Source organism: Mycobacterium sp. (genome assembly GCF_035633495.1).
In the GTDB taxonomy this organism is placed as follows: Bacteria; Actinomycetota; Actinomycetes; order Mycobacteriales; family Mycobacteriaceae; genus Mycobacterium.
Map to the genome: position 1 here is coordinate 1 of NZ_DASQEU010000116.1, position 22,796 is coordinate 22,796.

Annotated in this window: 19 protein-coding genes, 1 tRNA gene and 2 pseudogenes; 10 read left to right on the plus strand and 12 right to left on the minus strand. The window is 67.8% G+C overall.

Going from position 1 to position 22,796, the window contains the following annotated elements; translation table 11 throughout:
* Nucleotides 1-27 precede the first annotated feature (27 nt).
* The 3 genes from VET27_RS17590 to VET27_RS17600 form a co-directional block, all read right to left on the minus strand.
* Nucleotides 28-402, minus strand: coding sequence for a hypothetical protein (locus VET27_RS17590; protein WP_526520398.1), 375 nt, complete (start codon nt 400-402; stop codon nt 28-30).
* Between the two features lie 174 nt (nt 403-576).
* Nucleotides 577-1,410 (minus strand): class I SAM-dependent methyltransferase, encoded by an 834-nt coding sequence (locus VET27_RS17595; RefSeq protein WP_526520400.1) that lies wholly within the window; start codon nt 1,408-1,410, stop codon nt 577-579.
* An 82-nt stretch (nt 1,411-1,492) separates the two neighbouring features.
* Nucleotides 1,493-2,368 (minus strand): alpha/beta fold hydrolase, encoded by an 876-nt coding sequence (locus VET27_RS17600; protein ID WP_526520402.1) that lies wholly within the window; start codon nt 2,366-2,368, stop codon nt 1,493-1,495.
* Between the two features lie 42 nt (nt 2,369-2,410).
* Between VET27_RS17600 and VET27_RS17605 the strand changes: the two are divergent.
* Nucleotides 2,411-3,837 (plus strand): annotated as a pseudogene (locus VET27_RS17605) (AMP-binding protein).
* A gap of 192 nt (nt 3,838-4,029) precedes the next feature.
* Here the strand turns inward: VET27_RS17605 and VET27_RS17610 are convergent.
* The 6 genes from VET27_RS17610 to VET27_RS17635 all read right to left on the minus strand — a co-directional run bounded on the left by VET27_RS17610 (nt 4,030) and on the right by VET27_RS17635 (nt 8,725).
* Nucleotides 4,030-4,323 carry a hypothetical protein gene (locus VET27_RS17610; RefSeq protein ID WP_526520404.1) on the minus strand — a complete coding sequence of 98 codons (294 nt, stop codon included), beginning with the start codon at nt 4,321-4,323 and terminating at the stop codon, nt 4,030-4,032.
* 162 nt (nt 4,324-4,485) lie between these two features.
* Nucleotides 4,486-5,427 (minus strand): Ppx/GppA phosphatase family protein, encoded by a 942-nt coding sequence (locus VET27_RS17615; protein WP_526520406.1) that lies wholly within the window; start codon nt 5,425-5,427, stop codon nt 4,486-4,488.
* The gene (locus VET27_RS17620; RefSeq protein WP_526520408.1) at nt 5,424-5,918 is read right to left on the minus strand and encodes a DUF501 domain-containing protein; all 495 of its coding nucleotides are present in this window, start codon (nt 5,916-5,918) and stop codon (nt 5,424-5,426) included. Before VET27_RS17620 ends, VET27_RS17615 begins: the two co-directional genes overlap by 4 nt.
* Nucleotides 5,911-6,600: an FtsB family cell division protein gene (locus tag VET27_RS17625; RefSeq protein WP_526520410.1), complete on the minus strand. Its 690-nt coding sequence runs from the start codon at nt 6,598-6,600 to the stop codon at nt 5,911-5,913. The genes VET27_RS17620 and VET27_RS17625 overlap by 8 nt, the downstream gene beginning before the upstream one ends.
* A gap of 21 nt (nt 6,601-6,621) precedes the next feature.
* On the minus strand, nt 6,622-7,911 hold the full coding sequence (eno, locus tag VET27_RS17630; protein ID WP_526520412.1) for a phosphopyruvate hydratase: 1,290 nt from the start codon (nt 7,909-7,911) through the stop codon (nt 6,622-6,624).
* A gap of 82 nt (nt 7,912-7,993) precedes the next feature.
* Nucleotides 7,994-8,725 carry a lytic transglycosylase domain-containing protein gene (locus tag VET27_RS17635; RefSeq protein WP_526520414.1) on the minus strand — a complete coding sequence of 244 codons (732 nt, stop codon included), beginning with the start codon at nt 8,723-8,725 and terminating at the stop codon, nt 7,994-7,996.
* Nucleotides 8,726-8,895: 170 nt separating this feature from the next.
* Here VET27_RS17635 and efeU point away from each other — a divergent pair, with 170 nt between their 5' ends.
* The 3 genes from efeU to efeB are packed head-to-tail and all read left to right on the plus strand — an operon-like array spanning nt 8,896 to nt 12,369.
* Nucleotides 8,896-9,855 (plus strand): iron uptake transporter permease EfeU, encoded by a 960-nt coding sequence (gene efeU / locus VET27_RS17640; protein WP_526520416.1) that lies wholly within the window; start codon nt 8,896-8,898, stop codon nt 9,853-9,855.
* A 59-nt stretch (nt 9,856-9,914) separates the two neighbouring features.
* On the plus strand, nt 9,915-11,036 hold the full coding sequence (gene efeO, locus VET27_RS17645; RefSeq protein ID WP_526520579.1) for an iron uptake system protein EfeO: 1,122 nt from the start codon (nt 9,915-9,917) through the stop codon (nt 11,034-11,036).
* A gap of 25 nt (nt 11,037-11,061) precedes the next feature.
* The gene (gene efeB, locus VET27_RS17650) at nt 11,062-12,369 is read left to right on the plus strand and encodes an iron uptake transporter deferrochelatase/peroxidase subunit (RefSeq protein ID WP_526520418.1); all 1,308 of its coding nucleotides are present in this window, start codon (nt 11,062-11,064) and stop codon (nt 12,367-12,369) included.
* On the opposite strand, the gene VET27_RS17655 is transcribed toward efeB, so the two are convergent.
* The 3 genes from VET27_RS17655 to VET27_RS17665 all read right to left on the minus strand — a co-directional run bounded on the left by VET27_RS17655 (nt 12,342) and on the right by VET27_RS17665 (nt 17,733).
* Complete coding sequence (locus VET27_RS17655; RefSeq protein ID WP_526520581.1) at nt 12,342-13,349, minus strand: nucleoside triphosphate pyrophosphohydrolase; 1,008 nt, start codon at nt 13,347-13,349, stop codon at nt 12,342-12,344. The genes efeB and VET27_RS17655 overlap by 28 nt on opposite strands.
* A gap of 34 nt (nt 13,350-13,383) precedes the next feature.
* A complete protein-coding gene (mfd, locus tag VET27_RS17660; RefSeq protein ID WP_526520420.1) occupies nt 13,384-17,019 on the minus strand; it encodes a transcription-repair coupling factor in 3,636 nt (1,211 codons plus the stop codon).
* A gap of 117 nt (nt 17,020-17,136) precedes the next feature.
* Nucleotides 17,137-17,733, minus strand: coding sequence for a TetR/AcrR family transcriptional regulator (locus VET27_RS17665; protein ID WP_526520583.1), 597 nt, complete (start codon nt 17,731-17,733; stop codon nt 17,137-17,139).
* Between the two features lie 82 nt (nt 17,734-17,815).
* On the opposite strand from VET27_RS17665, the gene VET27_RS17670 reads away from it, so the two are divergent.
* From VET27_RS17670 to VET27_RS17695, 6 genes and pseudogenes are all read left to right on the plus strand, one after another.
* Nucleotides 17,816-17,887: transfer RNA gene (locus VET27_RS17670), tRNA-Gln, on the plus strand.
* Between the two features lie 88 nt (nt 17,888-17,975).
* Complete coding sequence (glmU, locus tag VET27_RS17675) at nt 17,976-19,436, plus strand: bifunctional UDP-N-acetylglucosamine diphosphorylase/glucosamine-1-phosphate N-acetyltransferase GlmU (protein ID WP_526520422.1); 1,461 nt, start codon at nt 17,976-17,978, stop codon at nt 19,434-19,436.
* Nucleotides 19,437-19,526: 90 nt separating this feature from the next.
* Nucleotides 19,527-20,507, plus strand: a complete 981-nt coding sequence (locus VET27_RS17680; RefSeq protein ID WP_526520424.1) for a ribose-phosphate diphosphokinase — start codon at nt 19,527-19,529, stop codon at nt 20,505-20,507.
* Between the two features lie 24 nt (nt 20,508-20,531).
* A complete protein-coding gene (locus VET27_RS17685; RefSeq protein ID WP_526520426.1) occupies nt 20,532-21,209 on the plus strand; it encodes an LpqN/LpqT family lipoprotein in 678 nt (225 codons plus the stop codon).
* Nucleotides 21,206-21,865 carry an LpqN/LpqT family lipoprotein gene (locus VET27_RS17690; protein ID WP_526520428.1) on the plus strand — a complete coding sequence of 220 codons (660 nt, stop codon included), beginning with the start codon at nt 21,206-21,208 and terminating at the stop codon, nt 21,863-21,865. Before VET27_RS17685 ends, VET27_RS17690 begins: the two co-directional genes overlap by 4 nt.
* Before the next feature lie 11 nt (nt 21,866-21,876).
* Nucleotides 21,877-22,751 (plus strand): annotated as a pseudogene (locus VET27_RS17695) (oxidoreductase).
* Nucleotides 22,752-22,796: the final 45 nt, after the last annotated feature.

Genomic DNA, 22,796 nt, shown 5'->3' on the forward strand with positions numbered 1-22,796 from the left:
ATGGGCTACCGCTTTCAGGAGTAGCGCCTACTCCCCCGCCATCAATTGCCGTGCCACCCGGTTGAGCGGTTCGTACAGATCGAGCACCGCGCGGGGGTCCTCCTCGAGCGCATTCGTCACGAGTGTCGAGATCGCCGCGACAAGAACCTGACAGCCGAAGCGTTCCTGTTCCGACTGGGCGTCGAACACCGCGGCGACCCCGTCGACGAACTGTTGCTGCAGCGCGAGTCGCGCAGCGATCGCCCCCGCGCTCTTGATGACGTCGGCCACGCTAGTGTCGGCATAGCCCTTTGCTGACATCTCGGTCTCGAGCGCGAGGAAGATGCGCTCACGCTGATGGGTCTGGACCTCGTCACGGCTTAGCTGGTGTCGTCCAGGTCTGAGTCGCTTGCTGACGTTCATTTCTCGGCCTCGGATGGACGCTAATGCTTCCAAGATCAATTCAGTGTAGGCGCGGCAACGGCTCGCTAACGATTGCGATCGATGAACATAATTGTCTATATTTGCTAAGCCCGGGCGGATCCAGAAGAGGGGACTGGGTCCGCCCGAACAATCGCATTGGTCCTGACCCCTTAACTACGGCGACGTCTTCGCCGCCTGCAACGTGTAGGTCATCGGCATCCTGTCAGTCCCCTCGTCCAGGACGAACTCGCCCTCGAAGTCGGGGCTTGCCGACATCGCCTCTCCGAAGAAGTTCCACGACAGCTCCCGATGCTCCTCGAACCCGGTGATCACCAGCCCGGCGTCGAGCAGCGCAGAGAAGATCTCGCCGAGGCCGTGGTTGAACACGATCGACTCCGGGGACGCGACCGTGCCCGATCCTGCGTAGCTGTCGTGCTCGACGAAAATCGTTCCGGCCGTTTCGAAGTAGGGGTATTCGATGACCAACAGGCCGTCGGGGCGGGGATCGCTCATCGCCCACAGAACCGGGTGGCCCTCTCTGATGAACAAGCGACCGCCCGGCCTCAGCAGCGCGGCGACGATGCCCGCCCATCGGCGGACGTCGGGTAACCAGCACAGCGCACCGATGCCCGTATAGACGACGTCGGCGCAGCCGACCCCGAGCGCATCGACGGCGTCGTGCACGTCCGCCTCGACGAATGTGACGTCGGCGCCGGCGCGAACCGCCAGCGCACGTCCCGCCTCGACCGCAGCGGGCGAGAAGTCCAGACCCCTAACGGACTTCGCGCCCAACCGGTCGAGCGACACGGTGTCGGTGCCGATGTGGCACTGAAGGTGCACGACGTCGAGCCCGTCGAGCCGCCCGAGCCGGGGCAGGTCGTAGCGCACCACCGGTGACAGGTACGTCGGGTCGTCGAAACTCGCGAGGTCGTAGCCATCGGGACCGGTGTGCATCGGCACCCGCGACTCCCAGTTCGCCAGGTTGATGTTGCGCCAGTCTTCGGTCATCGCGTGATTCTCGCAGACCGGCCCAAGAGCGATTTCGGCGCGCAAACCGTCGCCACGCGAACGTTTACGCGCCGAAATCGCGTTAGGGGGCGGCCTGCTCCGCGAGCGCGATCAGCTTCGCCCGGACCAGATCCGGACGCTCGTCGATGACGAAGTGCCCGGCGTCGACCGGCTCGAACGTGTACTCGTCGGCGTTGGCGGTCTCGGGGTCGGCGAGTGACGGATGCACCGCGAAGTCCCCCATGCCGAAGAGCACGCGAATGGGGACCGTCGCGCGCCGGGTCTCGGGATGCCTTGCGCTGGACGGCATCTCACGCACCAGGAACGTCCGGTACGTATCCCTTGCGGTACGCGCGACGACCGGGTCACGGAAGCGCTCGGTGTAGACGCCTACGATCGCGGGATCCAGCTGATGACTCGCGGCACCGCTACCGAAGACGAGTCGCTCGATGATCCGGGTGCGCTGGTGCACCCACACGCCCACCGTGGCCATCATGGGCTGATACGTCAGCAACCGCCAGAAATGCGGCGCCAGCGTGCGCGCGGTCACCCAGGGGTGCGCCATGTTCATCACCAGACAGCCGTCGAACCGCTCCGGCGCGGCGAGAACCATCCGGTAGCCCACGAAGCCACCCCAGTCGTGGCCGACGAGCAGCACGCGGTCCAGACCCATCGCGTCCATCAACGCGAGGACGTCGGCGGCCACGTCGTCCTTGGCCCAGCGGTGCGGTGCAGGCCCGGACCAACCGTAGCCGGGTAGGTCGGGGGCGATGATGCGCAGACCGGGCGGCGGGTCGGCGAGCAGATCCCGGTACACCCAATGGTGCTGCGGCCACCCTTGCAGCGCCAGCACCGGCCTGCCGTCCTCCCGGCCCGACTCGGTGACGTGGAAGCGCACACCGCGGGCCTCGACGAAGGACCTGCGCACACCCTCGATCGGCGGCACCAGACTAGTCATGAGTCCAGGCTATGGGACCCCCTAAGCCAGTACCCTCCCGTTATGGCCGGGTATCGCGAGTTGTTCGACGCCAGTATCGAAGACGCACGCGCGTTCTGGGGCGAGGCAGCCCGGGCCGTGACGTGGACCCGTGCCCCGCAACGCATCCTCGACGACGCCAATCCCCCGTTCTACCGGTGGTTCCCGGACGGGGAGCTGAACACGTGCGCGAACGCGCTCGATCGTCACCTCGAGCAGGGCCGCGGCGAGCAGGCCGCGCTGATCTACGACTCACCGCTGGCCGGCACCACGCGCACCTACACCTACCGCGAGCTTCTCGACGAGACCTCTCGCTTCGCGGGGGTGCTGCGCGGGCTCGGCGTCCGGAGGGGCGACCGCGTCGTCATCTACATGCCGATGGTTCCCGAGGCCGTCATCGCGATGCTGGCGGCGCCGCGAGTTCGTGCCCCGCGAATCCGCCGAACACCACCGAGTGCACGGCCCGCTGCTGCTCGGCGCGACCATGGTGCTCTACGAAGGAAAGCCGGTGGGCACCACCGACGCGGGCGCGTTCTGGAGGGTGGTCGCCGAACACGGTGTGAAGGCGCTGTTCTCGGCGCCGACGGCCATGCGCGCCATCAAGAAGGAGGATCCGGACGCCACCCACCTGAACCGCTACGACCTGTCCGCGCTGCAGTACCTCTTCCAAGCGGGCGAACGGCTGGACCCCGCCACCTACCACTGGGCGTCGGAGAAGCTGGGCATCCCCGTCGTCGACCGCTGGTGGAAGACCGAGACCGGATGGTCGATCGCAGCCGCGCCGATGGGCATCGAGGCGATGACGATCAAACCCGGCTCGGCGACCGTGCCGATGCCCGGTTACGACGTGCACGTCCTTCGACCCGACGGGACGGAGTGCGAGGCAGGCGAAGAGGGGTCGATCTGCGTCAAACTCCCGCTGCCTCCGGGCACCCTGCCGACCCTGTGGGGCGACGACGATCGCTACGTCGCGTCGAATCTGTCGGCGTTCCCCGGCTACTACCTGTCCGGTGACGGCGGCTACCTCGGCGAGGACGGCTACCTGTTCGTCATGGGCCGCACCGACGACACCATCAACGTAGCCGGACATCGGCTGTCGACGGGCGCCATCGAGGCGGTCCTTGCGACCCATCCCGCCGTCGCCGAATGCGCGGTGATTCGGTGTCGCCGACCCCATCAAGGGGCAGGCGCCGCGGGGGGTCGTCGTCCTCAAGTCAGGCGCGTCGGCCGACGGTTTGGTCGGCGAGCTGATCGCCGCGGTTCGGGAGAACATCGGCGCGGTCGCGAGTCTCAAGCGCGTCGACGTCGTCTCCGCACTGCCGAAGACCCGGTCGGGCAAGATCCTGCGCAAGACCATGCGCGGCATCGCCGACGGTCGCGACGAGCCCGTGCCGTCGACCATCGAGGACGTCGGCGTCCTCGACGCGCTGACACCGATCCTCAAGTCCTGACCCACGACCGAGCAATCCGACATATTGTCGAATGGTCATATGTGGATATTCGACCGAATCAACAGAGGTGGATTGCCATGCGAGTTCCAGACCAGAAGGCCGGCGGGTGCACCTGCCATTGCAACGCGTGCGATGGCGGCCATCACTGCGGAAACCCGCCAAACTGCAACGTGCGGCGCTGAAGCGGACCGACTACTGCAGCGCTGACAACTCTGCTGCCGTCTCGGGTTCGGTCCTCAACCAACTCGGGAACGGCAGCGGCGTGTCGTCAGTGCGATTGCTCTCCACGGCGAAGCACGCCAGGCTCGCCGCGAAGCTGATCAACGCGACCGCGCCGATGATTGCGGCCATCGCCGGGTTGCCGTCACCGAGGGACACCAGTGCGATCACCGCCGCCACGACGGCCCCCAGCAGAGTGATCAATCCCCCTGTCGCCAAGATCTCGGCAGCCGGGTCGTCGACACTTCGAGTGTTCTGATCGGCCACGGCGTTCTCCCCATCAACCCTGTCCGCTCGGGCAGACGGTTCTTACGCCTGGGTCTGCGCGGTTGAAACCTGCGCGGTGCGCTCGAGGCGTTCGCGAGATCGACGCGACTGCGAGAAAGTGCGAGTAGGGGTCGCGGTAGCGTCGATCTCGCGGTTGCCGCCTCAGGCGATCGACAGCGCGATGCCGTCGAGGATGTCGCGCTCGCTGACCACCAGCTCGTTGATTCCGGCGCGCTCGCCGAGGGCACGCGCCAGCTCCTCGACCACGATGGCGCCGCCACCGATCACGTCCACCCGGCCCTCGTGCATGGGTCCGAGCGCGGCGCGTTGACGGCGCGTCATCGCGATCAGACCGCCGCAGACCTTCAGCAGATCGTCGAACCCGACCCGCGACAGATGAATCGCATCCGAGTCGTAGGTGGCCAAGTTCAGCGCCAGCGCCGACAACGTGGTCATGGTGCCCGCCACGCCGACCCACGTCTGCGCCCGCTCGACGGGCACGGCGGCGAAGGCTGCGGCGAGACCGTCACGGACGACCGCACGCGCATCGGCGATCTCGGCTGCGGTGGGTGGATCGGACTTCAGGCACCGCTCGGTGAGCCGCACGCAGCCGATGTTCGCTGAGTAACTCGCATCGACGTCAGCCGAGCTGCCCAAGACCACCTCCGTCGATCCGCCACCGAGATCGACGACGACGAATGGCGCTGCAGCGGAATCGAGTTCACCGACGGCGCCGCGGAACGACAGCTCGGCCTCCTCGGTGCCGGTGATGACCTCCGCGACGGCACCCGGGACGGCGGCACCCAGCACGTCGGCCGTCATCGCGAAGAACTCGTCACGGTTGGCCGCGTCGCGGGTCGCCGACGTCGCGACCATCCGAACCGTCGGCACCGAATGGGTCTGCAACAGCGCGGCGTAGTCGGCGAGGGCCGCCCGCGTGCGCGCCAGGGCGGCCTCGGCGAAACTCCCCGTCGCATCCACGCCCTCGCCGAGTCGCACGATGCGCATCTCGCGATGCACGTCGGTCAGCCGGCCGTCCGTCACGTCGGCGATCAACAGCCGAATTGAATTGGTACCGCAGTCGATTGCAGCGACCCTCGTCACGGCGTCCACACCTCTCGATCCAGGATTCCGGCCATCGCCGGCTCGGCGGCCAGCACGGCCAGCGCTTCGTCACCGAAGGGATTTACGCCGGGGCCCTTGGCCAGCGAGTGCGCGATGACGACGTGCAGGCACTTGACGCGGTCGGGCATGCCACCACCGGAGAACGTCGTGCCGAGCGACTCGACGGCGTCGCGTTCGGCCAGATACGACTCGTGTGCGCGGCGATAGGCGTCGGCCAGGTCCTGGTCGTAGGCCAGTCGCTCGGTCATCTCGCGCATCAGCCCCGACGACTCCAGTCTGCTTGCCGCGGCGGTCAGCGCGGGATGCGTCAGGTAGTACAGCGTCGGAAAGGGCGTTCCGTCGGGCAGTTTGGGCGCGGTCTTCACGACGCCCGGTTGACCGTTGGGGCAGCGGTAGGCGATCTCCAGGACACCGCGCGGTTCGCGGCCCAGTTGGCGCGCGACGGTGTCGAGATCGGCGAGGTCAACCACCGGGAGGCGGCGGGACGGGCAGAGGTGGCGGCGGCAGCTCCGGCGGCGGCGGAATCAGCGAAACCCCATGCGGCGCATCGGCAATCGTGTGCCACAGCGAGGTGTACCACGGCTGGCCGCTCGGCGGCGTCGCGAGATCCACACCGGGAGTCGCCGCCTGCGGAACGTCACCAGGCGGCAGTTGCACCTGATACGGAATGTCGCCGGGCATGACGAAGCCGAGCCGCTCGCGGGCCTGCGCCGCGATGTACACGGGATCGCCGAGCTTGATCTTCTGCTGCTCCAGATCGGCGATCTGCGAACGCAATTGGGCCTGCGCGTCGGCGAGCTGCTTCATCTCGGTCCGCTGAGCGAAGTACGTCCGCACCGGGCCGGCGATGGTCAGCGTCAGCACGCACACCACGGCCGCCAGGATCGCGGCGCGCCTGGCCGCCGAACCCAGCCGTTGCTCGGACTGCTGTTCGGCCGCATCGGCGATCGCCTTCCTGATCGGTTCGATGACACCGGCGGATTCGCCGTCATCGTCGTCCTCGACCTCGGCCACGGCCTCCGGTGCGGGTCGCGGCTCGATCGCGCGCGGTTCTCGTCGAATCGGGGATGCCCCGCGCGGCCGACCGCCGCCCTTACCCGGCCGCGACGCAGGAGTGCGCCGCTTGGGGTCGGGCCGCTTGGCGTCGGGCATGACCTGAAACCTCCGCCCCGACTATCTGGTCTCGACGGCGAAACGCGGGAACGCAAGGTCACCGGCATAGCGCGCGGCGTCGCCCAGCTCCTCCTCGATGCGCAACAGCTGGTTGTACTTGGCGACGCGCTCGCTGCGGGCGGGGGCGCCGGTCTTGATCTGCCCGCTGCCCACGGCGACGGCCAGATCGGCGATGGTGGTGTCCTCCGTCTCGCCTGAGCGGTGGCTCATCATCGTGCGGTAACCACTGTTGTGGGCGAGCGACACGGCGTCCAACGTCTCGGTGAGCGTGCCGATCTGGTTCACCTTGACCAGCAGCGCGTTGGCCGCGCCCTTCTCGATGCCCTCTTCGAGGCGCTCGGGATTGGTGACGAAGAGGTCGTCGCCGACGATTTGGACGCGGTCACCGATCGCGGTGGTCAGCGACACCCAGCCGTCCCAGTCGTCCTCGGACAGCGGATCCTCGATCGACACCAGCGGGTAGGCGTCGAGCAGTCCGGCGTAGAACTCGGTCATCTGCGCGGCCGTGCGGGTTTCCTTCTCGAAGGCGTATCCCGTGCCCTCGGTGTGGAACTCGGTCGCGGCGACGTCGAGGGCCAGCGCCACGTCGGCGCCCAACTTCAGGCCGGTCGCCTCGATGGCGGAGCTGATCAGGTCGAGCGCCGCCCTGGTGCCTGCGATGTCCGGCGCGAAACCACCCTCGTCACCGAGGCCGGTCGCCAGACCCTGCTTCTTGAGGACCGACTTCAGCGAGTGGTACACCTCGGCACCCCAGCGAAGCGCCTCCTTGAACGACGGTGCACCGATGGGGGCGACCATGAACTCCTGGACGTCGACGCCGGTGTCCGCATGGGCGCCGCCGTTGACGATGTTCATCATCGGGACCGGCAGGATGTGGGCGTTGGGCCCGCCGAGGTAGCGGAACAACGGGAGCCCGGCAGCGTCGGCGGCCGCCTTCGAGACGGCCAGCGACACCCCGAGGATCGCGTTGGCGCCGAGGCGGGACTTGTCGGGCGTCCCGTCGCAGTCGAGCAGCGCCTGGTCGACGAGCCGCTGGTCATCGGCGTTCAGGTGGATCACGGCGGGAGCGAGCTCACTCAACACGGCGTCGACGGCCTTCGCGACGCCCTTGCCGCCGTAGCGGTCACCGCCGTCGCGAAGTTCGACGGCCTCGTGCTCGCCGGTCGAGGCGCCCGAAGGCACCGCGGCGCGGGCGAAGGTGCCGTCGTCGAGCACCACCTCCACCTCCACGGTCGGGTTGCCCCGGGAGTCGAGAATCTCTCGTGCTGCGATCTGCTCGATGACGGGCACTGACGTCTCCTCGCGTGGTGCTGATGCGGACGCTGACAGCCTAGAGCGTATGGCTTGCCCCCGCCGAGAGAGCCGCCGCGGGTTACAGGGAGTGACCCTCGGCGTAGGCGGTCGCCCAGTCGCGGACCGTCCTGGCGTACTGGTCGGACATGTTGTAGGCCCGCAGCGCGTCCATCCAACCCCGCGGCTTGGCGAGGTCCTTTCCGCGCCAGCAGAGGTATCCCGCCGCCGACAGCGCCGCGTCGTCGATGTTGTCGGGGCTGACGACGCCGTCGTTGTTGGCGTCGACGCCGTAGAGCTTCCAGGTCGCGGGGATGAACTGCATGGGGCCCATCGCCCGGTCCATCAGACGATCGCCGTCCAGCTTGCCGCCGTCGGTGTCCTGGATCGCCATGTTGCCCATCGAACCGTCGAGCCGGACCCCGCGGATGGGCGGCGTCACGTCACCGTTCGGGGCGATGGTGGCACCGCGGTAGGTGCCGTGATGGCTCTCGACCATGCCGATCCCCGCCAGCGTGGTCCACGCCAGGTGACACTTCGGGTTCTCCACCTCGGCGACCCGCGCCGCATACGCGTACGCCTCCAGCGCCGTCGCCGGAATGCCCAGGGCGGGCGCTCGTTCGGCCGCCCACTGGCGCAATTGGTCGGCGGGCCGACCCTTGGCGTGCGTGTCGACCTGCGGAACGGGGTCACCCGGCGGTGGTGGCACGCCCTCGGGTATCGGGATGCCCGTCTGCCAGGAGCAGGACGATGCCAGGAGCAGAGCCGTAGCGACGACAACCGCGACGGCCCGCAGCCAACGCACTGGTGACACCGGACTCCCTCGACACACTCAGATCCCTGCCATCGTCCCATGCGTCTCGACGGTCCCTCCGCCCCCGTTTGACGAGGCGTACCGTTCCCCGACTCACCTTGCTAAGGTGAGCCACACCTAGTATTGGTTAGCCAAAGCTGAGTAAGCCCCTTCGTAGCAAGGACGAATGCATGACCGCGGTCGGCCAACTATCGACGTCACTTCTGGCTGCCGGTCCCAGCATTTCCTCGCAGCTCTTCGGCAGCGCGCTCATCGGTGTGCGTGAGGGCCTCGAAGCCGCCATCGTCGTCACCATCCTGGTGGCGTTCCTCGTCAAGTCCGACGGCCGCGACGCCCTCAAGTGGGTCTGGCTCGGCGTGGGCGCCGCGATCGTCATGACGGTCGCCGTGTTCCTGGTGATCCAGTTCGGCGAGAACACCATCTCGGGCCTGGGCGCCGAGGCCATCGCGGGCGTCGCGTCGGTCATCGCCGTTGCGATCGTCACGACGATGGTGATCTGGATGAAGAAGGCGTCGGCGAGCATGTCGGGCCAACTCCGCGGCGACATGGCGCGCGCCCTGGAAACGGGTGCGCTGGCGGTGCTCTCGCTGTCCTTCCTCGCCGTCGGGCGCGAGGGCGTCGAAACCGCGCTGTTCATGGTGGGCTTCGCCGACGCCAAGACGCTCTGGCCGCTGACGGGCCTGGTCGTCGGCGTGCTCATCGCCGTGGCGATCGCATTCGGCATGTACAAGGGCGCCCTGCGCATCAACCTGGCGAAGTTCTTCAGATACACCGGGGCGTTCCTGGTCGTCGTCGCCGCAGGCATCCTGTCCTACGGCATCGGCGCCCTGCAGACCGTCGGCTGGCTTCCCGGCCTGTCTAATCGGGCCTTCGACATCAGCTCAGGAATTGACTGGTCGTCCTGGTACGGCCAGGTCATCCAGGGCGTCTTCAACGTCACACCGACGCCGACCTGGCTGCAGTTCATCGCATGGGCGCTCTACCTCGTCATCGTCCTCATCGTCTTCCTGCGCCCCTCGAAGGCGCTCGCGAAGCCGGCGGATACCCCACCGCCGGGCACACCCCCCGTCAGCTCCGACCGCACTCCAGAGCCGCAGTCGAACGCCACACCCGAAAGGTCGACCAGGTGAATCCGTCCCTCCACGTCTCCCCTCTCACTGCGAGGGCCGGTGTCGCTGCGGTGGCCGCCATGCTGACGGGCATCTCCCTCGTCGGCTGCCAGGCCAAGGAAGCCCAGACCCCCGCCAGCGGCGGCGAGAACTCCCCCGCCCAGATCACGGTCGACGCGTCCGACACGACGTGCGAGTTGTCGGGCACCGAGAGCGTGACCGGTCCGAGCACCTTCGTGATCACCAACAACGGCACCAAGGTCACCGAGTTCTACGTCTACGGCGAGGGCGACCGCGTGATGGGCGAGGTCGAGAACATCTCCCCCGGGCTCGAGCGCAAACTCATCGTCCAGCTGACGGAGCCGGGCACGTACCAGACCGCCTGCAAGCCAGGCATGATCGGTGACGGCCTCCGCCGTGACTTCACCGTCACCGGTGACGCCGTACAGGTCGACACCGAGGGCCAGTTCAAGGAAGCCGCGGACAACTACAAGCGGTACGTGAACAGCCAGACCGAGGCGCTGATCCCGGCAGTCGACGCGTTCGTCGCCGCGATCAAGGCAAAGGACGTCGCGGGCGCCAAGCGGCAGTTCCCGATCGCCCGCACCTACTACGAGCGCATCGAGCCGGTCGCCGAGTCGTTCCCCGATGACCTCGATCCGCGCATCGACCTCCGCGAGGCCGACCTCGAGCCCGGCCAGAAGTGGACGGGCTTCCACCGGCTGGAGAAGGACCTGTGGGTGACCGGCCTGCAGCCCGACACCGACGCGATCGCCGACCAGCTGGTCGCCCACGTCAAGGAGCTCAACTTTCGCGTGAAGGCCCCCGACTTCGCGATCGACTCCACTCAGATCGCCGGTGGCGCCCAAGGTCTGCTCGACGAGATCGCGTCGAGCAAGATGAGCGGTGAAGAGGACATCTTCAGCCACACCGACCTCTGGGACTTCAACGCCAACCTCCAGGGTTCGCAGACCGCGGTCGCCTCGGTGCGACTGATCCTCGACGAGCGCAACGCCGAGCTGGGCAAGAAGGTCGACCAGCGCTTCGGTGAATCCGAGGCCCTGTTGCAGAAGTACCGCCAGGGTGACGGGTTCGTCTCGTACGACACCGTGACCGAGCCGCAGCGCCAAGAGCTTTCGCGCTCGATCGACGCGCTGTCCAAGGAGGTCAGCCAGGTGCAGGGTGTCATCGCCGGACAGTAGGGGTTCCGGCGCTCAGCAGAATGCCGTGACGCCGGACGTGACTTCCGCCGATCCGGACGTGGCGCGCGGAGGGCTGTCGCGCCGCAAGCTGTTCGGTGCGGCGGGAGTGACGGCGGCCGTGGTCGGCGCGGCCAGCTCGGGTGCGCTGGCCGGCCGGGCGTCGGCCTCCAGTTCCACGTCCAGCGAACTGCAGAGTTCGGTGCCCTTTCGTGGTGAACGCCAGGCGGGGATCGTCACCGCGGCGCAGGACCGCATGCACTTCTGCTCCTTCGACGTCACCACCGACGACCGTGAGGACGTCGTGGCGATGCTCAAGGAGTGGACGGCCATGGCCGAGCGGCTGACGCTCGCCGAAGAAGCCGTCGACAACGGCGCCGTCGGCCTGAACCCGTTCGCGCCGCCTGCGGATACCGGTGAGGCCCTTGGCCTTCCGGCATCACAGTTGACTCTCACCGTCGGCTTCGGCCCGTCGTTCTTCGTCAAGGACGGCAAGGACCGGTTCGGCATCGCCGACAAGCGTCCGGAGGCGTTGATCGATCTGCCCAAGTTCCCCAACGAGACGATGGACCCCGGCAAGAGCCACGGTGACATCTGCGTCCAGGCCTGCGCCAACGATCCGCAGGTCGCCGTGCACGCCATTCGGAACCTCGCCCGCGTCGCGTTCGGTACGGCCGCGGTGCGCTATTCCCAGCTCGGCTTCGGTCGTACGTCGTCGACCACGCGCGACCAGGCGACGCCTCGAAACCTGTTCGGGTTCAAGGACGGAACGTCCAACCTCAAGGCCGAGGACACCGGCGCACTGGACCAGCACGTCTGGGTGGCCGACGGTGACGGCCCGGCGTGGATGACGGGTGGTACCTACCTGGTGACCCGACGCATCCGGATGCGCATCGAGAACTGGGACCGCACCACGCTCCTCGAGCAGGAGCGAGTCATCGGGCGACTGAAGGGCACCGGCGCCCCGATCGGGTACGCCGACGAGTTCGATGCGCTGGACTTCACCACCAAGAGCTCGAAGGGCACCCCGCTCATCGACATGGACGCCCACGTCCGGCTCGCGTCGTCGGACAATCTCGGCGGGATCCAAATCCTTCGTCGCGGTTACAACTTCACCGACGGCACGGACGGTTTCGGCCATCTGGACGCCGGTCTGTTCTTCATCGCGTTCGTGCGCAATCCGGCGACGTCGTTCGTCCCCATGCAGATGGAACTGTCGCGGCGCGATGCGCTCAACGAGTACATCACCCACACCGGCACCGCACTATTCGCATGCCCGCCGGGACTCCGAGAGGGTGACGCGTCGGCCTACTGGGGCTCGAGGCTGCTGTCCTGATCCACGGGCTCGGGCTCGTCGGTCACGTCGTCCTCGTCGACCAACTGCTCGTCGGTCGGCCAGTGGGCACGCCATTCTTCTTCGGTGACCACACCGAGCCCAGCGGCGTCGAGCTCCTCGGGAACCTCAGGGCTGCGCCGACTGGCGAGGACGTTCTGCTCGACCTTGCGGACGGTTTCCATGAACTCCAATGTCCTTGCGCGCAAAACATTCTCGGGGTCGCTGCCCAATGCCAGCCCGATCGACACCAGCCCCTCGGGCAGGAGGTCGTTCGGCAGGCCAGCCGCAGTGACCCGCTCGACGACCTTCTGCGTCAGCGCCAAGGCAGGCTGAGCGGTGGGCACGTCATCCATGGACGAGCCGCGTGACTTCTCCTGAGCCTTGCGTTCTTCCCACTGGGCCAACTGGTCGTCGAGCGAAACCGCTTCGCCGGCAAGCACTGCCGGAACCCGGTTGCCGAGTTTGCGTACCAGCGCGTCGGCCACGTCGTCGATGCTGAACGGCAACTTCAGGGCATCCTCGGCGATCCGCGCATGGAAGAGCACCTGGAGCAACACGTCGCCGAGTTCCTCGCGCAGTTCGTCGGCATTGCCGCTGCGGACCGCGTCGAACAGTTCGTAGGTCTCCTCGAGCAGATACCTCCGGAGTGTTTCGTGAGTCTGCTCGCCCTCCCACGGCCCGGAGGTGCGCAGCGTGTCCATGATCGCGACCGCGTCGAGAAGCCGTTCGCCGGGTTGCGGGGCAGGCGCGGAGATAAGCCTCGCGCCTGCGGCGAGGCGCGCCTTGACCATGGGGTGATTGGGGTCCGAGGACAGCAGCACCGGAGCGTCCTCACCGGTGTAGGCGGGCCGCGACGCGGGCAGCGACCACGGCACCTTGACGGGCATCTCCTCGGTGTACTGCACGTCACCGGCGAGCAGCGTGATGGCCTCCACGGGCACCAACGACGGGCGGCGCGGATCCACCAGGACGACGGTCACCTCGACCGTCGCCGCTCTAGCGCTGGCCACTTGCTCATGGGGCAATACCTCCGAGGTTGGTTATATCAACATCCGCTTGAGGTTTTCCATCCAGCGCCAACAGCAAACCAGCCACCACGCGCAGCAATTCGGCGTCACGGACCCGCGGCGCGGCGACACCGCTGCCGGCGCGGGGGATCGGAATCGTGATCGTCGACGTCGTCGCACGGTACGTCGCCGAGGGATACACCCGCTTGAGCCGCAGTTGCTGAGAGTCCGGCAGCGTCAGCGGGGTGACCTTGATCGACGACGCCGACGGAGCGCTCACCTCGGTGACCCCGTACTGACGGCACAGCAGGCGCAACCGGGCCACCGCGACCAGTCGCTCGGCGGGCTCCGGCAGCGGACCGTACCGGTCGACGAGTTCCTCGACGACACCCCCGATGGCCGCGTCGTCGGAGGCGGCCGCCAATCGGCGGTAGCCCTCCAGCCGCAGTCGGTCGCTGCCGATGTACTCCGGCGGCAGGTGCGCGTCGACGGGCAGGTCGATGCGCACGTCCTTGGGTTCCTCGACGGCCGCAACGGTATTGCCGTCGACCACCGCCCGGTAAGCCTCAACCGCCTCACCCACCAGGCGTATGTAGAGATCGAAGCCGACGCCTGCGACGTGACCGGACTGTTCCGCGCCCAGAACGTTTCCGGCACCGCGGATCTCCAGGTCCTTCATCGCTACCGCCATGCCAGCGCCGAGCTCGTTGTTCTGCGCGATCGTGGCGAGCCGGTCGTACGCCGTCTCCGTCAGCGGCACCTCGGGCGGGTAGAGGAAGTAGGCGTAACCCCGCTCGCGGCTACGGCCGACGCGACCACGCAACTGATGTAGCTGAGAGAGACCGAACGTATCCGAACGCTCGACGATGAGCGTGTTCGCGTTCGAGATGTCCAGACCGGTCTCGACGATCGTGGTGCACACCAGGATGTCGAACTCACGGTTCCAGAACCCCTCGACCGTGCGTTCCAGCGCTTCCTCGGGCATCTGACCGTGAGCCACCACGACCCTGGCCTCCGGCACCAAAGCCCTGACCTTGGCCGCCGCCGAGTCGATGGTCCGGACCCGGTTGTGGATGTAGAACGCCTGGCCGTCGCGGAGCAGCTCGCGCCGCAGCGCCGCGGCGACCTGCTTGTCGTCATGGGGGCCGACGTAGGTGAGGACGGGGAACCGCTCCTCGGGGGGGGTGAGGATCGTCGACATCTCGCGGATGCCGGCCAGGCTCATCTCCAGCGTCCGTGGGATCGGCGTCGCACTCATCGTCAGTACGTCGACGTGGATGCGCATCGACTTGATGTGTTCCTTGTGCTCAACGCCGAAGCGCTGCTCCTCGTCGACCACGACCAGGCCGAGGTCCTTCCACGTCACACCGGTCTGCAGCAGCCGGTGGGTGCCGATCACGATGTCGACCGAGCCGTCCTTCATACCCTCGAGCACCTTGCGCGACTCGGCGTTGTCGGTGAAGCGGGACAGACCCTTGACGGTGACCGGGAAGCCCGACATGCGCTGGGTGAAGGTCTGCAGGTGCTGGTCGGCCAGCAGCGTGGTGGGCACCAGCACCGCGACCTGCTTGCCTGCCTGCACCGCCTTGAAGGCAGCCCGCACCGCGATCTCGGTCTTGCCGTAGCCGACGTCACCGCAGATCACGCGGTCCATCGGCACCGGCTTCTCCATGTCGGACTTGACCTCGGTGATCGCGGTCAGCTGGTCGACGGTCTCGGTGAACCCGAACGCGTCCTCCATCTCCGCCTGCCACGGGGTGTCCGGGCCGAACGCGAAACCGGGCGCGGCCTGACGCTTGGCATACAACGCCACCAGCTCACCCGCGATCTCGCGAACGGCCTTGCGCGCCTTCGTCTTCGTGTTGGTCCAGTCGCTGCCGCCGAGCCTGCTGAGGTTCGGCTCCTGCCCCCCGACGTAGCGGGACAGCTGATCCAGCGAATCCATCGGCACGAACAGCTTGTCCGACCCGCCGCCCCGCTTGGCCGACGCGTACTCCAGCACCAGGTACTCGCGCCGCGCGCCGCCGATGGTGCGCTCCACCATCTCGACGAACCGGCCGATGCCGTGCTGGTCGTGCACGACGAGGTCTCCGGCCGTCAGCGCCAGGGGGTCGACGACGTTGCGGCGCTTGGCGGCCAGCCGCTTGCCCTCGGTGGCAGTGGCCCGGTTGCCGGTCAGGTCGGTCTCGGTGATCACGACGAGGTTCGCGCCCGGCAGCACCGCACCGTCGCGGAGCGGCCCCCTGAGCACGCCGACCACGCCGGGCTTCGGCACGTCGCCGGGGGCCAAGATCGAAGCGGCCGTATCGGATTCACCCAACTGCTCGACGATGCGGTGGGCGGTGCCCGTGCCGGGGGTCACGATGGCGGCGAGCCCGCCCGTCGTGACGTGCGCGCGCAGCATCGCGAACATCTCGTCGAGGTTGTTCTGCTGCCCCCTCGCCGACGGCGCCGCACGGATGTCGAGTTCGGCAGCGGAACCATCGGCCAACTGACTGAGCGTCCACCACGGATGCCCGCCGACCGCGGCGCCGGCTCGGACGTCGGCGAGCTCGCGGAATCCGGACCCGCCGAGTTGCTCGACGTCGATCGGCGCCTCGGCTCCCATCGCCGCGACCGACCACGACGCCTCGAGGAACTCCTGTCCCGTCTTGATCAGGTCCGCCGCGCGCGTCCGGACCTTCTCCGGGTCGCAGACCAGCACCGGCGCGCCCGCGGGCAGATGGTCGGACAGCAGCGACAGCTCGGTCGGCCGGAGGACGGGGAGCAGCGCCTCCATGCCGTCGACGGGGATGCCCTCGCCCAGCTTGGCCAACATGTCGCTGACCGTGCCGGTGACCCGGTTGTCGTCGTGGGGCTGGTGGGCGGACAGCGCGGCGGCCCGCTGACGCACGTCGTCGGTCAGCATCAGCTCGCGGCACGGGACGGCGATCAGGGTGTCGATGACGATGTCGGGCAGCGATCGCTGGTCGGCGACCGAGAACATCCGCATCTCCGAGACCTCGTCACCCCAGAACTCGACGCGGACGGGATGCTCCGCCGTCGGGGCGAAGACGTCGAGGATGCCGCCGCGAACCGCGAACTCGCCGCGCTTCCCGACCATGTCCACCCGGGTGTAGGCGAGTTCGACCAGCCGCTCCAGCACCCCGTCGAACTCGGCCTCCTTGCCGACGGTCAGGGTGACCGGCTCGACGTCCGCCAGATCCGGCGCCATCGGCTGCAGCAGTGAGCGTGCGGTGGTGACCACGACCCGCAGTGGCGCGCCCAACCGCCGGTCGTCGGGTTTGGCCAGTCGGCGCAGCACCATCATCCTGGCGCCGACCGTTTCGACGCCCGGCGAGAGTCGCTCGTGCGGCAACGTCTCCCAGGACGGGAACATCGCGACGGCGTCGCCCAGCACGGCGCGCAGTTCCGCGGTCAGGTCGTCGGCCTCCCGGCCGGTGGCGGTGACGACGAGCAGCGGGCCCGCCTCGGCCAATGCTGCGGCGACGAAGAGCCGGGCGCTGGCGGGGCCGACGAGGGCCATTTCGGCGACGGCGTCGGCGGCGCGGCGCGTCAGGTCTGCCAGACCGGGATCGGACAGCGCGAGACGGACCAGGCCCGCCATCGGAGTCTGGACATGGGGGTGCCCCGATGTGGTCATTGTGGACTCATCTTAGTCGCCACTCACGTTGTTCCGTCGAGTGGCCACTTGTGCCACGCGATCGTCCAAAAAGCGTGTGGTAACTGGCCATTCGGCTTCCCGCGCGCGTGGAGGTGGCTACTGCTGGTCGTGCAGCTCCGGATCGGCTTCGAGGTGCGTCAACCCGTTCCACATCAGATTGACCAGGTGCGCGGCCACGACTTCCTTCTTCGGCTCCCTGGTGTCCAGCCACCACTGCGCGGTCATCGACACTGAGCCGACGAGCGCCTGGGCGTAGAGCGGTGCGAGCTCGGGGTCCAGGCCGCGGCGGGAGAAGTCGCCGGCCAGGATCGACGCCACCTGGCTGACGGCGTCGTTGAGCAGGCTCGAGTACGTGCCGGAGGCGATGCTGGCCGGGGAGTCGCGGATGAGGATGCGGAAGCCGTCGGTGCGCTCCTCGACATAGGTGAGCAGGGCGAGTGCCACCCGCTCGACCCGTACCCGGGAACGGTTGTTGGTCAGCGACGAGGTGATGCCGTCCAGCAGTGCCGACATCTCGCGGTCGACCACCACGGCGTACAGGCCCTCCTTGCCGCCGAAGTGCTCGTACACGACGGGCTTGGACACGTTGGCCCGCTGGGCGATCTCCTCGACGGACGTGGCGTCGTATCCACGCTCGGCGAACAGCGACTTGGCGATCTCGACGAGCTGCTGGCGACGTTCGGTGCCCGTCATGCGCGCGCGGGGTGCACGCACTTCCTTCTCCGGCGCTGCCACGGCTGCCAGAGTAGGGCTTCGACTAAAGTCACACCCGCAGTCCGTCGTGGTGTAATCGGCAGCACCTCTGATTTTGGTTCAGATAGTTCAGGTTCGAGTCCTGGCGACGGAGCAACATCTACCGCGAGCATGCGTGTCTGCTCCGCGACACGCCGCTTGGACCGGCACGACGCGCACGCTCGCCCGGGAGTGAGGGATCCATGACGACACGAGGCGAAACCGCGGTCATCGTCCTGGCGGCAGGGGCAGGCACCCGGATGCAGTCCGACGTGCCCAAGGTCCTGCACACGCTGGCGGGCCGCAGCGTGATCGCGCACGCCCTCCACGCCATCGCGAAGGTCTCCCCGCGGCACCTGGTGGTCGTGGTCGGCAAGGACCGCGACCGCGTCATCCCAGCCGTCGCCAGCCTGGCCGAAGAACTCGACCGCCCGATCGACGTCGCCATCCAGGAGGAACAGCTGGGCACCGGACACGCCGTCACCTGCGGACTGGCCGCACTACCCGACGACTTCGAGGGCACCGTGGTGGTCACCGCGGGCGACGTTCCCCTGCTGGACGCCGACACCCTGGCCGGGCTCATCGACGCCCACGGCAGTGAGGCCGTCGCGGCGACACTGCTGACCACGACGCTTCCCGACCCCACGGGATACGGCCGGATCCTGCGCACGCAGGACGGCGAGGTGATGAGCATCGTCGAGCAGGCCGACGCCACGGCCTCGCAGCGGGCGATCCGCGAGGTCAACGCCGCCGTGTACGCGTTCGACGCCGCGACGCTGCGCTCCGCACTGACCAAACTGCGCTCCGACAACGCGCAGCGCGAGCTCTACCTCACCGACGCCATCGAGATCATCCGTCGCGGCCAACAGCGGGTACGGGCCCGACACGTGGACGACAGTGCGCTGGTGGCGGGCATCAACGACCGTGTCCAACTGGCCGATCTGCACCGCGAGCTCAACCGGCGCATCGTCGCCAACCTGCAGCGCAGCGGGGTGACCGTCGTCGACCCGGCCACGACGTGGATCGACGTCGACGTGACCGTCGGTCGCGACACCGTCGTCGCCCCGGGCACTCAACTGCTCGGCACCACCCGCATCGGCGCGCGCTGCCAGATCGGGCCCGACACCACCCTGACCGGCGTGACCGTCGGCGACGGCGCCACCGTGATCCGCACCCAGGGCTCGTCCTCGGTGATCGGCGACGCGGCCGTCGTCGGCCCGTTCGCGTACTTGCGGCCGGGCACTGAACTCGGGACGGAAGGCAAGATCGGCACGTTCGTCGAGACCAAGAACGCGACCATCGGAGCCGGGACCAAGGTGCCACACCTGACCTACGTCGGCGACGCCGACATCGGCGAGAACAGCAACATCGGCGCCTCCAGCGTGTTCGTCAACTACGATGGAGAAACCAAGCGGCGCACCACGATTGGCTCCCACGTGCGCACCGGATCAGACACCATGTTCGTGGCGCCCGTCGTCGTCGGCGATGGCGCCTACACGGGGGCCGGCACGGTCGTGCGGGAGGACGTGCCGCCCGGCGCGCTGGCCGTCTCGGCGGGGCCGCAGCGCAACATCGAGGGCTGGGTAGCGCGCAAACGACCCAACAGTGCCGCGGCGCAGGCAGCCCGAAACGCGACCGACGACGGCGACCAATCGGACACCTGACGTTGGCATTCTGGCAACCCGGCCACGCGGCCCCAGAATCGCTACGTACGATTGCCCCGTATCGATCCCCGACGGCAAAGGCAGCTCTCAGTGGCCACGGACTGGACCGACAATCGCAAGAACCTGATGCTGTTCTCGGGTCGCGCGCATCCCGAGCTAGCCGAGCAGGTCGCGAAGGAACTGGACGTCAGCGTCACCGCGCAGACTGCCCGTGACTTCGCGAACGGTGAGATCTTCGTGCGCTTCGACGAGTCGGTGCGCGGCTGCGATGCCTTCGTACTGCAATCCCATCCCGCGCCGCTGAACAAGTGGCTGATGGAACAGCTGCTCATGATCGACGCACTCAAGCGGGGTAGCGCCAAGCGCATCACGGCGATCCTGCCCTTCTATCCCTACGCCCGCCAGGACAAGAAGCACCGCGGGCGTGAACCGATCTCGGCACGCCTGGTCGCCGACCTGCTCAAGACCGCTGGCGCCGACCGCATCGTCTCCGTCGATCTGCACACCGATCAGATCCAGGGTTTCTTCGACGGGCCCGTCGACCACATGCGCGGCCAGGCACTGCTGTGCGGGTACATCGCCGAGAACTACGCCAGTCACGACATGGTCGTCGTCTCCCCCGACTCCGGGCGCGTGCGCGTCGCCGAGAAGTGGGCCGATTCGCTCGGCGGCGTACCGCTGGCGTTCATTCACAAGACCCGCGATCCGATGGTGCCGAACCAGGTCAAGTCCAACCGCGTGGTGGGCGACGTCAGAGGCAGGACTTGCATCCTCACTGACGACATGATCGACACCGGTGGCACCATCGCCGGCGCGGTCAAGCTGCTCAAGGAGGACGGCGCGGCCGACGTCATCATCGCCGCCACCCACGGTGTGCTGTCCGACCCGGCCCGCGACCGACTGGCCGAGAGCGGCGCCCGCGAAGTGGTGGTCACCAACACGTTGCCGATCGGCGAGGACAAGATGTTCCCCCAGCTGACCGTGCTGTCGATTGCGCCGCTGCTGGCCAGCACCATCCGCGCGGTGTTCGAAAACGGCTCGGTGACGGGACTGTTCGACGGGGATGCCTGAGATGTCCGACGGCCGTGAGATTTCGTGACGTTGGTCCACTCCATCGGTGTGCTGGCGACGGCGCTGGTGCTCGCCGGCTGTGGCTTCGGAGGCGGCGACGCCGCGGCGCCGTCGTCGTCGGCCCAGGCGACGTCGTCGACGAGCGTGATCCCCTCGATGACCCCGGCGCCCCCGCGCACCACGCCGGCCACGGGAAAGCCGTTGGCGTTCAAGGACTACTTGGCCTCGATCAACGTCACGGGAGAGCCCGTCCACCTCGACAAGGCCCCCGGGCTCGCGGTCACGGTGCCCGTCCCCGATGGTTGGGCGCAGACCAGTGATCCGCTGTTCTCGACCGGCGTCGAATTCGTTCAGCCCGTCGGGGCCGCCGGTTCGTTTCCGTCGGCGACCCTGATGGCCATCCGCCTCGTCGGCGACTTCGACCCCAAGGACGCGATCCGCCACGCCAACTCCGATGCGCTGGCGCCGACCGCCACGAACGTCTCCGAGTCCTTCGACGACTACGACGGCTTCCCGTCTGCCGCGACCCAGGGCATCTCGGGCGGCGACGAGCACTTCAGCCGGATCGTCCTGGCCGACGTACCGTCGACCAGTGAGCGCTACCTGGTTCAGCTCACCGCGACGACGCCCGCCGATCAGCCGATCGCGCAGTCGTCCCCGGTGAAGGACGTCGTCTCCGGCTTCAAGGTGGCGGTCTCGTGAGGGTCGCGGGAATCGCGGGAGCCGTCTTCGTGGTCGCCCTCGCCGTGGCCGGGTGTAGCCCGTCGGCGCCGGACTACAAGTCCATCTGGACCACGACGACCACGACCACCACCGCTCCGAGCACCGACAAGCCGATCTCCATCTCGACGTACTTCGAGAACAGCGGCATCACAGGAGCACCCGTCGCACCCGACAAATTGACCGACCTGACGGTGTCCGTACCCGAGCCGCCGGGCTGGAAGCCCTACTTCAACGTGAACCTCTCGCCAGGCACGCGAACCATTGCCAAGGGCGACACGTACCCGACGGCGATGCTCCTCGTCTTCCAGTTGGACGGGAACTTCGACGTCGCCGAGGCGTTGAAGCACGCCAACGGCGACGCCGAGTTGTCGGAGAACTTCAAGCAACTCAATGCCTCCAACGACAACTTCCGCGGATTCCCCTCGGCGATGATCGAGGGCAGCTACGACCTCAACGGGCAGCGGATGCAAAGCTACAACCGGATCGTGATCGCCGAAGGCACTCCGGCACGGGCCAATCTGCCCGGACAGAAGTATCTGATCCAGCTCACCGTGACCGCGTTCGCCGACCAGGCCCAAGCCGACGGGCCGGACATCCAAGCGATCATCAAGGGCTTCACCGTCGCCAAGAAATAGGACTCTCTATTCTGGGCGGCACGAGTGACTGGACGTCGAAGGATCTGCCCCGATTTGCCGGGCGGACCGTCATCGTCACGGGAGCCAACAGCGGGCTCGGTGAGGTCACCGCGCGGGAACTGGCCCGCGTCGGCGCCAAGGTCGTCGTGGCCGTGCGCAACCTCAAAAGGGCAACGCCGCAGCGGCGGGCATGACCGGCGAGGTGGAGGTCCGCAAGCTCGATCTGCAGGACCTGTCCTCGGTGCGGGCATTCGCCGACTCGATCGACGCGATCGACGTGTTGGTCAACAACGCCGGAATCATGGCGGTGCCGTACGCCCAGACCGTCGACGGCTTCGATAGCCAGATCGGTACCAACCACCTCGGGCACTTCGCGCTGACGAACCTGCTGATGCCCAAGATCTCCGAGCGGGTGGTGACGGTGTCGTCGATGATGCACCTGATCGGCAAGATCAGCCTCAAGGACCTGAACTGGAAGTCGCGGCCCTACTCCGCGTGGCTGGCCTACGGCCAGTCCAAGCTGGCGAATCTGCTGTTCACCAGGGAGCTGCAGCACCGGCTCGACGCCGCGGGCTCGACGGTGCTGGCGGTCGCCGCCCACCCGGGTTACTCGGCCCCCAACCTGCAGGGCCACGCCACGGGCAAGATCAGCAGCACGCTCATGTCGCTGGGCAACAAGCTGGCCACCGGCGCCGACTTCGGGGCCCGTCAGACCCTCTTCGCCGTGTCGCAGCCGCTGCCCGGCGACAGCTTCATCGGTCCGAAATTCGGCATGGCGGGGCCCACCGGCCTGTCGGCGCGCAGTCCGCTGGCCAGCAACACCAAGACCGCGACGGCGCTCTGGGACCTGTCCGAGCAGCTCGTGCAGACCAAATTCGCAGTCTGATTTCGTAGTCGCACCCGGCTTGCGCTAGCCTTGCGGACGATCACG

Bases quoted from the DNA above. Each gene is read 5' to 3' on its own strand.
- VET27_RS17590 (WP_526520398.1), bottom strand. From the start codon at position 402: ATGAACGTCAGCAAGCGACTCAGACCTGGACGACACCAGCTAAGCCGT.
- VET27_RS17595 (WP_526520400.1), bottom strand. From the start codon at position 1,410: ATGACCGAAGACTGGCGCAACATCAACCTGGCGAACTGGGAGTCGCGG.
- VET27_RS17600 (WP_526520402.1), bottom strand. From the start codon at position 2,368: ATGACTAGTCTGGTGCCGCCGATCGAGGGTGTGCGCAGGTCCTTCGTC.
- VET27_RS17625 (WP_526520410.1), bottom strand. From the start codon at position 6,600: ATGCCCGACGCCAAGCGGCCCGACCCCAAGCGGCGCACTCCTGCGTCG.
- efeU (WP_526520416.1), top strand. From the start codon at position 8,896: ATGACCGCGGTCGGCCAACTATCGACGTCACTTCTGGCTGCCGGTCCC.
- efeO (WP_526520579.1), top strand. From the start codon at position 9,915: ATGCTGACGGGCATCTCCCTCGTCGGCTGCCAGGCCAAGGAAGCCCAG.
- mfd (WP_526520420.1), bottom strand. From the start codon at position 17,019: ATGACCACATCGGGGCACCCCCATGTCCAGACTCCGATGGCGGGCCTG.
- VET27_RS17665 (WP_526520583.1), bottom strand. From the start codon at position 17,733: ATGACGGGCACCGAACGTCGCCAGCAGCTCGTCGAGATCGCCAAGTCG.
- glmU (WP_526520422.1), top strand. From the start codon at position 17,976: ATGACGACACGAGGCGAAACCGCGGTCATCGTCCTGGCGGCAGGGGCA.